This is a genomic window from Agrobacterium sp. P15N1-A, from assembly GCF_044626815.1.
GTDB classification, from domain to species: Bacteria; Pseudomonadota; Alphaproteobacteria; order Rhizobiales; family Rhizobiaceae; genus Agrobacterium; species Agrobacterium leguminum.
In genome coordinates this window covers 1,356,377-1,370,146 of the sequence record NZ_JBIUPF010000001.1, presented here as the reverse complement: position 1 = coordinate 1,370,146, position 13,770 = coordinate 1,356,377, and the positions used below count along the sequence as shown (strand labels likewise).

The following is a 13,770-nucleotide window of genomic DNA, read 5'->3' as shown; positions in this document are numbered from 1 at the left end:
AAGGAGCAAAGACATGAAATTCACTCTTTCCTGGCTGAAAGAGCATCTCGATACCGATGCGACGCTGGACGAGATTTGCGAGCGGCTGACGGCAATCGGCCTCGAGGTCGAAGAGGTTGACGACAAGGCGGCTTACAAGCCTTTCGTCATTGCCAAGGTGGTTTCCGCTGAAAAACACCCTGAGGCCGACCGCCTCAAGGTGCTGATGGTCGATGCCGGTGACGGCAAGCCGGTGCAGATCGTCTGCGGTGCGCCCAATGCACGCGCCGGCCTTGTCGGTGCGCTGGCGCGTCCGGGCGTGTATGTCCCAGGTATCGATGTCACCCTTGCTGTCGGCAAAATTCGCGGCGTCGAAAGCCACGGCATGATGTGCTCCGAAAAGGAGCTCAACATTTCCGACGATCATGACGGCATCATCGATCTGCCGCAGGATGCCCCTGTCGGCACGTCCTTCGCCACCTATGCCGGCCTCGACGATCCGATGATCGAAATCAACCTGACGCCGAACCGTCCGGATTGCACGTCGATCTACGGCATTGCCCGTGATCTTGCGGCTTCCGGTCTCGGCAAGCTGAAGACGAGGCCTGCGCCGACCTTCAAGGTGGAAGGCGCAACGCCCGTCGATGTGAAGCTGGAACTGGACGATGCGGCGCTCTGCCCCGGCTTTTCGCTGCGCATCGTACGTGGCGTGAAGAACGGCCCGAGCCCGAAATGGATGCAGCAGCGCCTGATGGCAATCGGCCTGCGCCCCATCAACGCGCTTGTCGACATCACCAACTACATGACCTTCGACCAGGGCCGGCCGATGCACGTCTTCGACGCTGCCAAGGTCAAGGGCGATCTGACGGTTCGTCGTGCGAAAGAGGGTGAGACCATCCTCGCACTCGACCAGCGGGAATATAAGCTCGGCCCGAACAATGTCGTCATTGCCGACGAAAAGGGCCTCGAGTCCATCGGCGGCGTGATGGGCGGCGAACATTCCGGCTGCGACGAAAACACTGTCGACGTGCTGATCGAGTCCGCACTCTGGGATCCGATCAACATCGCCAAGACCGGCCGTTCGCTCGGCATCATCACCGATGCGCGTTATCGTTTCGAGCGCGGCGTTGATCCGGAATACATGGTTCCGGGTCTGGAGCGCACCACCGAACTGGTTCTGGAACTCTGCGGCGGCGTCGCTGGCGAAGCCCGGGTCGTGGGCTATAAGGGCCATCAGCCCAAGGTCGTGGATTTCCCGCTCGCGGAAGTGAAACGCCTGACGGGTCTGGAAGTCTCGGCAGAAGAGAGCCTCACGATTCTCAAGGGCCTTGGTTTCGGTGTCGAGGGAACGGGCGAGCGCGTTTCCGTCACCGTCCCGTCCTGGCGTCCTGATGTCGACGGCAAGGCCGATCTGGTGGAAGAGGTCATGCGCATCCATGGCGTCGACAATATCAAGCCGGAGCCGCTGGAAAGTTTTGGGGCCGTCAACGGCCGTATCCTGACCACGCTGCAGATCCGTACCCGCACCGCGCGCCGCGCGCTGGCAAGCCGCGGCATGCTCGAGGCCGTCACCTGGTCTTTCATCCCGGCAGCGCAGGCAAAGCTTTTCGGCGGCGGTTCACCCGCGCTGAAACTCGCCAACCCCATCGCAGCGGATATGTCGGACATGCGGCCTTCGCTGCTGCCCGGTCTTCTGACCGCCGCGCAGCGCAATGCCGATAAAGGGCATAGTGATGTCGCGATCTTCGAGGTCTCCGGCACCTATGAGGGCGATACGCCTGAGAAGCAGCGCCGCGTTGCCGGCGGTGTCCGCCGTGGCACGGCCTCGCTCGCAGGCAGCGGCCGCATGTGGTCCAATGCTTTGAAGGGTGGCGGCAAGCCGGTGGATGTCTATGACGCCAAGGCCGATGCGCTGGCGGTGCTGGAAGCCTGCGGCCTGCCCATGGCCAATGTGCAGATCGAAGCGGGCGGCCCCGGCTGGTATCACCCCGGCCGCTCCGGCACCATCAAGATGGGGCCGAAGGTCGTGCTCGGTTATTTCGGCGAGTTCCATCCAAAGACGCTGTCCGAACTGGATGTCTCCGGCGCCTATTGCGGTTTCGAGATTTATCTCGACGCCATGCAGGAGCCGAAGAAGAAGGCGACCCGCACTAAGCCTGCGCTCGAGCTTTCGCCCTTCCAGGCGGTGAAGCGCGACTTCGCCTTCGTGGTCGACAAGTCGGTCGAGGCGGGGGCCATCATCAAGGCTGCAACGAGCGCCGACCGGAAGCTGATCACCGGCGTCAATGTCTTCGATATTTTCGAAGGCGCGTCGCTCGGTGAAAACCGCAAGTCAGTCGCCATCGAAGTACAGATCCAGCCGGTCGACAAGACGCTGACCGATGAGGATTTCGAGGCCCTGACGGCCAAGATCGTCGGTAATGTCGAGAAAACGACGGGCGGCGTCCTGCGCGCCTGAGGTTGAAGGCATCTGTCGGAATGAAAAAAGCCGCGGCAACCGCCGCGGCTTTTTTGTTTTTAGCGATTGGCCATCCGTGACATCTGTTCCGGGTAACGCGCGCCGGCGACTTTTGCGGGCGAAAGCAGCGCGCCGAGGCTGGCGGCTTCTTCCGCTGTCAGCGACACCTCCGCTGCGGCAACGTTCTTCTCCAGATTGGCGATTTTTGTCGTGCCGGGAATCGGAACGATGAAGTCGCCCTGTGCCAGAACCCAAGCCAGCGCCAGTTGCCCGGCGGTTACGCCCTTCTCAGTCGCCATGTCCTCCAGAAGCTTGATGAGCGCCAGATTGGCGTCGAAGTTTTCGCTCTGGAACCGTGGCAGGCCGCGGCGGAAGTCGTCGGATGCAAGGCCGTCGAGTGACTTCAGTGCACCCGTCAGAGCGCCGCGTCCAAGTGGGCTGAAGGGGACGAAACCGATGCCCAGTTCACGGCAGGTTTCCAGCACGCCGTTCTCCTCCACATCACGGGTCCACAGCGAATATTCGCTCTGAATTGCCGCAATCGGATGAGCGGCGTGCGCTTTGCGAAGTGTTTCGGCGCTTGCTTCCGACAGGCCGAGATGCTTCACCTTGCCCTGCTTTACCAGCTCGGCCATGGCGCCCACCGTATCCTCGATCGGAACATTCGGATCGACGCGATGCTGGTAGAACAGGTCGATCTCATCGACGCCAAGGCGTTTGAGAGAGGCTTCGGCGACGGCGCGCACATTTTCCGGGCGGCTGTCGGTGCCCACCATCATCTGGCCAGCGGGTTTGCTGGTGTCGATTTTGAAGCCGAATTTGGTGGCGATGACCACCCTGTCGCGATAGGGCTTCAAACCCTTGCCGACAAGAAGCTCGTTATTGTAAGGCCCGTAAACCTCCGCCGTATCGAAAAAGGTGACGCCGAGTTCGACGGCGCGGTGCAGCGTTGCAATTGCGCTGCTCTCATCGCCGGTCGGGCTGTAGGCATGGGTCATTCCCATGCAGCCGAGGCCAAGCGCCGAAACGGAAAGGTTGTTTCCAAGGGTTCTTTGTTTCATCTGTTCGTCCTTCCATAAGGAATCGCCCATCGCTAAGGGCGTGATGAGAAAATAGCGTCTCACGGCGGTAAAAATAATCGCTGCAAATCCGCTTGGGTTGTTCTATCATTTAGAACAATGAACCGTGTGCAACTCTCCCAGCTGGCTGTTCTCGCCGCCGTTGCCGAAGGCCGCAGCTTTCGCAAGGCCGCCGCCGAACTTGCCATTGCCCCTTCCGCCGTCAGCCATGCGGTGTCATCGCTGGAGGCGAGCCTTGGGCTGCGCCTGCTTCATCGTACCACCCGCAGCGTTTCTCCGACAGAGGAGGGCAAGCGGCTTCTCGAGACGCTTGGCCCTGCACTTGCCGATATAGATGCGGTCATCGAGACGCTTGCCGAGCAGGGCGGAAGACCCGCTGGCCCCCTGCGCATCACCCTGCCGCGACTTGCCGCTGAGGACCTCATCGTGCCCCGGCTGGGTGAATTCCTGCAGCTCTACCCCGATATTTCACTCGAAATCTCAACCGACGACCGCTTCGAGGATATTGTCGCGAAAGGTTTCGATGCGGGTCTGCGGCTTGGCGAGCACCTCGATGCGGATATGATTGCGGTGAAAGCGAGCGGCGCATGGCGCGGCGCGATTGTTGGCGCGCCCCCTTATTTCTTAGAAAATCCACCACCGCAGGATCCAAGGGATCTCATCCGGCATCGCTGCATTCGCCGGCGTTTCGCCAGCGGCCTTATCTATCGCTGGGAACTGGAGAAGAATGGCAAGCCATTGGTGGTCGATGTGCAGGGGCCGCTGATTCTGTCGGACCAGAGCCTCATTCGAAGGGCAGCGATTGACGGCGCAGGGCTTGCCTTCGTGTTCGAGCAGCGTGTCGAGGACGATATCAGGGAGGGAAGGCTGATCCGGGTGCTGGAGGACTGGTGCGCGCCCTTTGACGGTTTTTACATTTATTATCCCTCGCGCCGGCAGATGCGGCCGGCGCTGAGAGCCTTTGTGGATTTCTTCCGTTTCCGGGGATGATCAGAGGGTTATGCGATAGCGGATATGGCCGTCGCTTTTCACGTAGCTGTCGTAGAGCTTCTGGGCGCGGTGGTTATCCTCGCCGGTGTTCCAGTAAAGCCGTGACCAGCCCTTTTCCTTGCAGATGGCGATAAGATCGTCCATCAGCGCCCGACCTGTCCCCTTGCCACGGATTTCGCCATCGACGAACAGGTCTTCCAGATAGCAGTCTGGCGTCTTTACCCAGGTGGAATCATGGAAGTGGTGAATGGCGAAACCGGCCATGCGGTCGCCGAGCATGGCCACGCGCATGGAGACGCGGGATGCGGGGTCGAGAATGCGTGCCCAGGTATGCTCGGTTACCTCATCGGCAAGATTAACATCATAAAAGGCGAGGTAGTCGTTCCATAGGCGCAGCCATTCCGCCCGGTCAGCGGGCTGCGCGTCGCGAATTCTAAGCTCCATGTTACGCACCCGCTTTGTCGAGAAGTGTCATCATCTCATCCGTCAGCTTTAATTCGACGGCGCGTTTGAAACTTTCGAGCTGGGACAGGCTGGTGGCGCTGGCGATTGGCGCGGTTATCGCCTTCTTTCGTAACAGCCAGGCCAGGGCGATATCGGCGAGCTTGGCCCCGGTTTCCACTGCCACCGCATCCATGGCGCCCAGAATGGCAAGACCGCGCGTATTGACATATTCACCCACGCGATAGCCGCGGGCGACGCCTTCCGTATCGGCCTTGGCGCGATATTTCCCGGTCAGGAAACCGGCGGCGAGGCTGTAATAATTGATGACGCCGATCTCTTCCTTCTGGCAAAGCTCGGCAAGCGGACCTTCGAAATCCGCGCGGTTATAGAGATTGTACTCCGGCTGCAGCACGTCATAACGGGGAAGATTGTTTTTCTCAGCCGTGTCCAGCGCGTCCTGAAGCTGGCTGGCGGAATAATTGGAGCAGCCGATGGCGCGGATTTTTCCCTGTTCCTTCAGTCTGCCGAAAGCGGCGAGCGTTTCCTCCAGCGGCACATCCGCGTCTGGCTTATGGGCGAGGTAAAGGTCGATATAGTCGGTTTGCAGGCGCTTCAGCGAGGCGTCGACAGCTTCCGCGATCCATTTGGCGCTGAGGCCGGTCTTCTGGCCGCGATTGTCAAAACCGACCTTGGTGACGATCACTGCATCCTCACGCCTGACGCTCGATTGCTTCAGCCATTTGCCGATGATCGTCTCGGACTCGCCGCCCACATGCCCGTCCACCCATGCGGAATAGACATCCGCCGTGTCGATGGCGTTGAACCCGGCGTCGAAAAAGGCGTCGAGAAGGGCAAAGGAAGTCTTCTCATCCGCTGTCCAGCCGAACACGTTGCCGCCGAAGACGATTGGGGCGATGGAGAGGCCGGTGCGGCCGAGGCTTCGTTTTTCCACGGGGAATGCTCCTGTTGCTGTCTTGGTGGCAAGGTTAGCAACTGCTCACCCGCATAACCATTCAATTCCTTTGATGGCATTCATCAGGCAGCGGCAGGGCCTGAGATTATCAGGCCTGAAAACCGCGATAATGGCTGGGCGGGTAACGATTATGCTGCTGCCACACGCGCCGTAAATGCCGGGCGGAGGCAAAACCCACCCGTTCGGCAATGGCTTCCATATCCAGGCGGCTGTTGGCGAGAATGTCGCGGGCAAGATTGACCCGCATCAGGTTGACATAATCGATGACGCTGATGCCGGTATGCTCGCGAAACAGACGCGACAGGTGCCTTTCGCTGAGCGCGGCAATATCGGCCAGCCGCTCCAGCGACCAGTCCTGCGCCGGCTCGGCCATCACACGGTCCTGAACCCGGTGAATGGCGGGGTGGATGTGGTTGCGGCCGGTCATCCAGGGGGAGATTTGCGGATCGCTGCCGCTGCGCCTGAGATAAACCACCATGGTTTTGGCAATACGCGCCGCGACCGCAGGCGATGTCAGCCGGGAAACCACATGCAGCATCAGGTCGATGCCGGTGGAAATACCGGCGCTTGAGAAGCGGTTGCCATCCTCGACGAAAAGGCGGTTTTCGGCCACCTGGGACAGCGGCGCGATGCGGCGCAGCCCTTCAACGCAGTCGGCATGGGTCGTGCAATTGCGCCCGTCGAAAAGCCCGGCTTCGCCCGCCAGCAGTGCGCCGGAGCAGATGGAAATGACTGTCGTATCGGGGCGCACCGCGCGGCGCAGCCATGCCGCCAGCGCCTGCCGCTCTCGCCGTGTCTCCGGATCGTTGTCGAAGCGCGATGTGCTGCCCGAGATCAGCAGGAAAGCATTTTCCGGCAGGGTCTCAGGCAAGCTCTCCAGCCCTGAAAGCGCAAGGCCGATGGAAGATTGTTGTTTGTCAGTCGCGGCAATGTAGCGGCAGTCGAAATAAATGTCCCGCTGTTCCCCGTTGGCATAGCGGATCACTTCGAGCGGACCGGCAATATCGAGCAACAGCGCATGTGGCGGCACAAGCGTATAAAAGGGAATGAAGCGTGTGCCGCCTTTATCCATCAGGCGGCCTCTTTGACGGTGGCAAGTGCGTCGTCGACGGTCACGATGCGCGCGAAGCGGCCGGCCAGCACCAGTTCGGTCCGCTTGCGGATATCGTCCGGGCTGAAGACGGTGCCGGAAGCATGTGTCATCGGGAAAGTCAGCGTCGCTTCGGTGACGTAATCGACGCTATAGCCAAGATCGGAAGCATGCCGGGTGGTGGTTTCACAGCATTGTTCGGTGCGGATACCGGAGACGATCAGCCGGTTGATGCCCTTCTGCGTCAGCCAGATTTCGAGGCCGGTGCCGGCAAAAGCCGAATGGCGGTTCTTATGAAAGGTGACATCTGGGGTAATCCGCACACCCTCCAGCGCCCGGATATAGCCGCTGTCTTTTGAGAAGGCCCTGTCGCCATCGACATGGAAGATTTGCACGACGGGAATGCCCGCAGCCCTTGCACCGTCGATCAGTGCCTGCTGCTTTTCCAGATAGGCGGCAAGCTTGCTTTCTTCGAAGTAAGGGGCGTGCCGAAAGGATTCCTGAACGTCGATAACAAGCAGTGCTGTGTGGGAAGAGGACATTTCATGTTTCTCCATTGGGTTCATGCATAGCATAATTCCTCTAAGTAAACTCGGAGAAAAGCAGGCATTCCGACAAAGACAGGACAAATTCAGCCATACTTTGCTCTATCATGCATCTGCGGCTTGCCAGACCGTGTGACGATGGTAAGTTTTCGGCGGATGGCAGAGCGGGAGAATGGAATGCTGCGTTTCGGAATAATCTCAACGGCGAAAATCGCTCAGGATCACGTCATTCCGGCGATACAGGATGCGCAAAACTGCGTGGTCGGCGCCATCGCCAGCCGTGACCATGCCAGGGCCCGCGCGGTGGCGGATCGTTTTTCCGTGCCATACGCCTTCGGCTCCTATGAGGAGATGCTGGCCTCGGATGTGATCGACGCCGTCTATATTCCGCTTCCGACCTCGCAGCATGTGGAATGGACCATCAAGGCCGCCGATGCCGGCAAGCATGTTCTGTGCGAAAAGCCGATTGCGTTGAAGGCAGAGGAGATCGACACCCTCATCGCCGCGCGTGACCGCAACCGTGTTATCATCTCGGAAGCCTTCATGGTCACCTATGCGCCCGTCTGGGCGAAGGTGAAGGAGTTGCTGGCATCCGGCGCGATCGGCACACTGAAGCATGTTCAGGGCGCTTTCAGCTATTTCAACCGCGATCCCGGCAATATGCGCAATATTCCCGAACTGGGTGGCGGCGCCTTGCCGGATATCGGCGTTTACCCGACCATCGTTACCCGCTTCGCTACGGGTGCGGAGCCCCGGCGCGTACAGGCCACCGTCGAGCGCGATAAGGAATTCGGCACGGATATCTACTCCAGCGTCAGAGCCGATTTCGGCGATTTCGAACTGAGCTTTTATCTGGCCACGCAGCTTGCCGCCCGTCAGCTCATGGTTTTCCATGGCACTGAGGGATACATTGAGGTCAAATCTCCCTTCAATGCCAATCGCTGGGGGGCGGAAGAGATCGAACTGACCAATCAGGCCCATAACCAGTCGCAAATCTTCCGGTTTCAGGATAGCCGCCAATATAAGCTGGAGGCGGAGGCCTTTGCCCGTGCGGCGAAGGGCGAGGGCGATGTCGTGACGCTGGAAAGCTCGAGAAAGAACCAGCTTTTCATCGACGCTATCTACCGGGCGGCGGAAAAAAATGGCTGGGAGACGGTTTAGTCCTGATCTTGCCGTTGCTTTTGAAGCCGCCAGTAGCCGTAAAGCGCCAGCACCAGTGCCGCCAACGCTGAAAAGGCAAGCGGAATGAGCGGCTGTACAAGCGGGTTGCGCCATTGCAGCAGGGCAAACAGGCCGACACTGACGATACGTGAGGTGAGCGTGACGGCATTCATCAGAAAGCTGCTCAGCCTGGCTGATGCCTCACTATTTGTGCGGTTCAGCCGCCAGCTTGTTGCAAGCCCCGTTGCTGCGCCCGGCAAACGGGCGGCCAGCGGATCGACGCCGAGATAGAAAATAAGCAGACAGGTAACGGCAAGGTCGGCGGCCAGTCCGCATGTCTCGGTCAGCGCAAAGTGCGGAAGCCTCAAGGTCGTGGGCTTTTAGAGGGTTGGCTGGGTGGAACGCGGGCGCTGCAGCACCAGAAGGCCGAGGACGACACCCACGACACCGAAATTATAACCGGCGAGTGCCAGAAGCAGCGACATCAAGGGCACGGCCGTGGAAGAAAGTGCAATCGCCACGCCATAGGCACCGATAATCATCATGCAGATGAAAACGATGCTGAAAACCGAACGGAGCGCAACTGCGGTTACGCCGAGCGCTGTGGCGGTAAGAAAAATCATGATGCCGCCTCCTCTTTGGTTGCCGGGCCTGGGGCAAGACGTAACGCCGTTTTCCCTAACGAACCCTTGTTTCCTCCTCCAATCCCCATTTTCCTAACTCGTTAGTTGAGGATATGGTTTCATCGCCGTTAAAATGAGGCTGGCCGGTGCCGGCATTTCCGAATCGACGGGTTTTGGTTACAAACGGGCATGAGCGATATCTTCTCCCACGCAGCATTGAGCAATCTTGCCGAGTTCTCGGTTTCCGAACTGTCGGGTTCCATCAAGCGCACGGTGGAGACAGCTTTCGAGCAGGTGCGGGTGCGCGGCGAAATTTCCGGCTATCGTGGGCCGCATTCGTCAGGACACGCCTATTTCTCGTTGAAGGACGACCGCGCCCGTATCGATGCGGTGATCTGGAAAGGCACCTTTTCACGGCTGAAGTTCCGCCCGGAAGAGGGCATGGAAGTCATCGCCACCGGCAAGGTCACAACCTTTCCCGGCTCCTCGAAATACCAGATCGTCATAGAAAGCCTTGAGCCTGCCGGTGCGGGTGCGCTGATGGCGCTTCTCGAAGATCGCCGCCGGCGTCTGGCGGCGGAAGGGCTGTTCGATGCGACCCGCAAGCGCCGGCTGCCCTTCATGCCGCATGTCATCGGCGTCGTCACTTCGCCCACCGGCGCGGTTATTCGCGATATTCTTCACCGCATTTCGGATCGCTTTCCGGTCCATGTGATCGTCTGGCCGGTCAAGGTGCAGGGGGAAGGTTCGGGCGAAGAAGTGGCGAACGCCATTCGCGGTTTCAACGCGCTTCAGCCCGGTGGTGAGATTGCGCGGCCCGACGTCCTGATTGTCGCGCGCGGCGGCGGCAGTCTGGAGGACCTCTGGAGCTTCAACGACGAAATCGTCGTACGCGCCGCCGCCGAAAGCGAAATCCCGCTGATTTCCGCCGTCGGGCATGAAACCGATACGACCTTGATCGACTACGCCGCCGATGTTCGTGCGCCGACCCCGACGGGGGCCGCCGAAATGGCCGTGCCGGTGCGTGCGGAACTGGAAGCGCAGCTCTCCGGCCTTGCCGCGCGACTTTCAGGCTCGGTATCGCGGCAGATGGACAATCGCCGTCAGGGCTTGCGGGCGCTGGTGCGCGCGCTGCCGTCGCTCGATCAGCTTCTGGCCCTGCCGCGCCGCCGGTTTGATGAGGCGGCGAGCGGTCTCGGTCGAGGATTGGAAATGACAACGCTCAACAAGCGCCGTGCTTTTGAGCGGTCCGCCTCCGGTCTCAGGCCGGAAACTCTGCTGAACGGTCTCAAACAGCACAGGCAACGGATTACCGAGCGCATGCACCGGGCCGAGACCCTGGTGGAGCGCCGTCTGCTGCAGGGAAAAGGCCGCGTCGATGCCTTCGATTCCGCGCTGCGTTCGCTTCCCGCCCGGCTGCTCGGCCAGTTGGAGCGGCAGAAGGAGCGGGTCGTTACCGGCGCGCGCCGGGTCGATACAGCCGTATTGCACCGCATGACGCAGAACCGTGCAGGCCTTGCCGCCCATGACCGCATCCTGCAATCGCTCTCTTATAAAAACGTGCTGAAACGCGGTTATGCCGTGATCCGCGATGAAGAAGACCGGCCGCTGACCCGCGCTGCCGCTGTCGCTTCAGGTGCTGTAATCTCGATGGAATTTGCCGATGGCCGCGTCTCGGCCATCACGACGGGGGAGGGGACGCCATCCTCCGATAACCACGTAGTGCCAAAAAAGAAGCCGGCCAAACCGGCTTCTTCCGATCCGGGCAATCAGGGTAGCCTGTTCTGATCAGATCGACGCCGCATCCGAAAAACGGCGGCTGACGGTGAAGGCCTTTTCGATGTCGGGATGCAGTTCCATGCCAAGGCCGGCGCCCGGCGGCACGGTGATCATGCCATTCTTCACTTCAGGCAATGCGGTGACGAGATCGCGATACCAGGTCTTGTAGAAGGCGCGCACGCTTTCCTGCACCAGCGCGTTCGGCGCGTTGAGCGACAGATGGGTGGAGGCGCAGAGCACCACCGGCCCGGTGCAATCATGCGGGGCGACCGGCAGATGCCAGGCTTCCGCCATCGAAGCGATCTTGCGCGCCTCCGAAAGCCCGCCGCACCAGCTGATATCAAGCATCACCACGCCAGCTGCACCCGTTTCCAGCAGGTCGCGGAAAGCCCAGCGGGAACCCAGCGTTTCGGATGCGGAAATCGGCGCGGGCGAAACGGCGGCATAACGCGTCAGGCTGGAAAGGCTGTCCATCTTGATCGGGTCTTCATGCCAGAAGGTCTGGTAGGGGGTGAGCGCCTTGGCGATCTGCATGGCCGGCAGAAGCTGCCACATGGAGTGAAACTCCACCATGATATCCATCTTGTCACCCACCGCCTTGCGGATTTTTTCGAAGGGCTCGAGCGCGCTTCTCAGGTCCGGCATCGAGATGTATTGCCCGCGCGTCTTTTCCGCCGCCGCGTCGAAGGGCCAGATCTTCATGGCGGTGATGCCGTCTTCCAGCAGCGAATGGGCAAGCTCGTCCGCCCGGTGCAGGAAGCCGTTCAGATCGTCATAGTCCTTGCCGCCGGAAAGGCCGTAATTGGCCGTCTGCTGCCCGGTGGCCTTCTTGATATATTCGGTGCCCGCGCAGGTATTGTAGGTGCGGATTTCCTTGCGGCTGAAACCGCCGAGAAGCTGGGCGATGGGCTGGTTTGTGGCCTTGCCGAAAATATCCCACAGCGCGATATCGAAAGCTGAGTTGCCGCGCACTTCCGCGCCCGATGAACGGAAGCCGAGATAACCGACGAGATCCTGCGCCAGAAGGTCGATCTGCAGCGGATCGCGGCCGATCACCCGGGGCGCGATATATTCGTGCACATAGGTTTCCACCGTTTCGGCGCCATAAAAGGTTTCGCCAAGCCCGGTAATGCCCTCATCGGTATGGACCAGAACCCAGAGCAGGTTTGCCCGTTCCGCCACACGGACGGTCTCGAGTTTCGTGATTTTCATGAAAGTGTCTCCTCCAGAGATTTTCGCCTGGGATTGCGTTGAAAAAATCAGGCGATGCCGGCGGCCAGAAGCGCATGCACGCTTTCATCGAAATGTCGCGCCATCAGCGTCGAGGCCGTTTGCGGATCGCCGGCGGCAATGGCCTGCCCGATGGCGACGTGAAGTTCGCCGGCTGCATGGCGCTGCGCATCGGATGTGCGGCTTTTCCAGCCGATCGGCCATGTCTGGCGCGTCACATTCTGGAAAGCGCCGAGAATGAGCTCGAAAACCGGGTTCTTGGAGGCCCGGGCGACGGCGAGGTGAAAGGCAAGGTCGTGTTCCATGACCTTGTCATTGTCACCGAAATCCCGCTCCATGTTGTTGGCATGGTCGAGAATGGTGAGCGCTTCCGCATCCGTGCGCCTAAGCGCCGCCAGAGTTACGGTTCTGACTTCGATCGTGCGGCGCACGTCGTAAATCTGCTGGATGTTGATCTGTTCGGTATGAATGCCATGTTCGAACATCAAGGACATTGCACCGTGATCCAGCGTCGCCACCGTCGCGCGCTTGCCGGCGCTCACGTCGATCAGTCGCATGGCCGAGAGGGACCGGAAGGCCTCACGAACGACGGTGCGCGAAACACCGAGCTGCTGTGAGAGCGAGAGCTCGCTGGGGAGTTTCGCCCCGGGTGCAAGTTCGTTTTCCCTGATATGGCGGGTGATCGCTCCGATCGTGCTGCTGACGAGACCGGATTCATGCGAAATGGCAGTTAACATTTTTCCTCCAACCTGTAGTACAGGTTTATGGAAAATTGCTTACAGGATTTTTTTGGGCGAAACAAGCGTCATCATGGAACCATCGTGTTTGGCGGGCCGAAAAGCCTATTCTTCGAAATCCCGCAAAAACCGTTTCAGCAGCCGGTTCAGCGTCACACGCTCTTCTTCGCTGAGGCCGGCGACCAGGCGGTGCTGGTTTTCGACGTGAGCGCCTGCCGCTTCCTCGACAATGGCAAACCCCCGTTCCGTCAACGATATCAGGACGCTGCGCCGGTCGTTCGGGTTATGGATGCGCTCCACCAGCCCGGCTTTCTCGAGCTGGTCGATGCGGTTGGTCATGGTGCCGGAACTCACCATCGTCATGGCCAGGAGATCGCCGGGGGAAAGCCGGTATGGCGAGCCGGAGCGCCGCAATGTCGCCAGCACATCGAAAGCGGAAGAGGAAAGCCCGTGCTTCAGCAGCACTGCCTCCACCTCCCGGCCGAGATGGGTAGCGAGACGGTTCAGTCGCCCGAGCAGCCCCATGGGGCCGACATCGAGATCGGGTCGCTCCCTGCGCCATTGCGCCAGAATGTGATCGACGTGGTCCAGCGGTTCTTTGCTCATCACCAAGGCATAACAATTGATGTCTTGACGTCAAGATAAAATCGACTAGACTGTATTTATCTTGATATAGAGATTC

Annotated in this window: 14 protein-coding genes; 4 read left to right on the top strand and 10 right to left on the bottom strand. The window is 60.0% G+C overall.

What is annotated here, in order from left to right; genetic code table 11:
* The first annotated feature begins 13 nt into the window (after positions 1-13).
* Complete coding sequence (gene pheT / locus ACIK7D_RS06905; RefSeq protein ID WP_400155920.1) at positions 14-2,437, top strand: phenylalanine--tRNA ligase subunit beta; 2,424 nt, start codon at positions 14-16, stop codon at positions 2,435-2,437.
* A gap of 59 nt (positions 2,438-2,496) precedes the next feature.
* Here the strand turns inward: pheT and ACIK7D_RS06900 are convergent, their stop codons facing one another.
* Positions 2,497-3,498 (bottom strand): aldo/keto reductase, encoded by a 1,002-nt coding sequence (locus ACIK7D_RS06900; protein WP_400155919.1) that lies wholly within the window; start codon positions 3,496-3,498, stop codon positions 2,497-2,499.
* Between the two features lie 117 nt (positions 3,499-3,615).
* On the opposite strand from ACIK7D_RS06900, the gene ACIK7D_RS06895 reads away from it, so the two are divergent.
* Complete coding sequence (locus ACIK7D_RS06895; protein ID WP_269314234.1) at positions 3,616-4,506, top strand: LysR family transcriptional regulator; 891 nt, start codon at positions 3,616-3,618, stop codon at positions 4,504-4,506.
* Here the strand turns inward: ACIK7D_RS06895 and ACIK7D_RS06890 are convergent, their stop codons facing one another.
* The 4 genes from ACIK7D_RS06890 to ACIK7D_RS06875 form a co-directional block, all read right to left on the bottom strand.
* Positions 4,507-4,950: a GNAT family N-acetyltransferase gene (locus ACIK7D_RS06890; RefSeq protein WP_262534634.1), complete on the bottom strand. Its 444-nt coding sequence runs from the start codon at positions 4,948-4,950 to the stop codon at positions 4,507-4,509. It abuts the gene before it with no gap.
* A gap of 1 nt (position 4,951) precedes the next feature.
* Entirely contained in the window at positions 4,952-5,902 is a 951-nt protein-coding gene (locus ACIK7D_RS06885) for an aldo/keto reductase (RefSeq protein WP_400155918.1), read from the bottom strand.
* A gap of 109 nt (positions 5,903-6,011) precedes the next feature.
* Entirely contained in the window at positions 6,012-6,995 is a 984-nt protein-coding gene (locus ACIK7D_RS06880; RefSeq protein ID WP_400155917.1) for a GlxA family transcriptional regulator, read from the bottom strand.
* A complete protein-coding gene (locus ACIK7D_RS06875; RefSeq protein ID WP_400155916.1) occupies positions 6,995-7,555 on the bottom strand; it encodes a cysteine hydrolase family protein in 561 nt (186 codons plus the stop codon). The genes ACIK7D_RS06880 and ACIK7D_RS06875 overlap by 1 nt, the downstream gene beginning before the upstream one ends.
* Positions 7,556-7,735: 180 nt before the next feature.
* Here ACIK7D_RS06875 and ACIK7D_RS06870 point away from each other — a divergent pair, with 180 nt between their 5' ends.
* Positions 7,736-8,719, top strand: a complete 984-nt coding sequence (locus ACIK7D_RS06870) for a Gfo/Idh/MocA family protein (RefSeq protein WP_400155915.1) — start codon at positions 7,736-7,738, stop codon at positions 8,717-8,719.
* On the opposite strand, the gene ACIK7D_RS06865 is transcribed toward ACIK7D_RS06870, so the two are convergent.
* Positions 8,716-9,087 carry a hypothetical protein gene (locus ACIK7D_RS06865; RefSeq protein ID WP_400155914.1) on the bottom strand — a complete coding sequence of 124 codons (372 nt, stop codon included), beginning with the start codon at positions 9,085-9,087 and terminating at the stop codon, positions 8,716-8,718. The genes ACIK7D_RS06870 and ACIK7D_RS06865 overlap by 4 nt on opposite strands.
* A 12-nt stretch (positions 9,088-9,099) precedes the next feature.
* On the bottom strand, positions 9,100-9,342 hold the full coding sequence (locus tag ACIK7D_RS06860) for a hypothetical protein (RefSeq protein ID WP_020812414.1): 243 nt from the start codon (positions 9,340-9,342) through the stop codon (positions 9,100-9,102).
* Between the two features lie 189 nt (positions 9,343-9,531).
* On the opposite strand from ACIK7D_RS06860, the gene xseA reads away from it, so the two are divergent.
* Positions 9,532-11,130 carry an exodeoxyribonuclease VII large subunit gene (xseA, locus tag ACIK7D_RS06855; RefSeq protein ID WP_137452474.1) on the top strand — a complete coding sequence of 533 codons (1,599 nt, stop codon included), beginning with the start codon at positions 9,532-9,534 and terminating at the stop codon, positions 11,128-11,130.
* On the opposite strand, the gene ACIK7D_RS06850 is transcribed toward xseA, so the two are convergent.
* The 3 genes from ACIK7D_RS06850 to ACIK7D_RS06840 all read right to left on the bottom strand — a co-directional run bounded on the left by ACIK7D_RS06850 (position 11,131) and on the right by ACIK7D_RS06840 (position 13,694).
* On the bottom strand, positions 11,131-12,333 hold the full coding sequence (locus ACIK7D_RS06850; RefSeq protein ID WP_080818184.1) for a mandelate racemase/muconate lactonizing enzyme family protein: 1,203 nt from the start codon (positions 12,331-12,333) through the stop codon (positions 11,131-11,133).
* Positions 12,334-12,380: 47 nt separating this feature from the next.
* Positions 12,381-13,088, bottom strand: coding sequence for a FadR/GntR family transcriptional regulator (locus ACIK7D_RS06845; protein WP_400155913.1), 708 nt, complete (start codon positions 13,086-13,088; stop codon positions 12,381-12,383).
* Between the two features lie 105 nt (positions 13,089-13,193).
* Positions 13,194-13,694, bottom strand: coding sequence for a MarR family winged helix-turn-helix transcriptional regulator (locus tag ACIK7D_RS06840; RefSeq protein ID WP_162936740.1), 501 nt, complete (start codon positions 13,692-13,694; stop codon positions 13,194-13,196).
* Positions 13,695-13,770 lie beyond the last annotated feature (76 nt).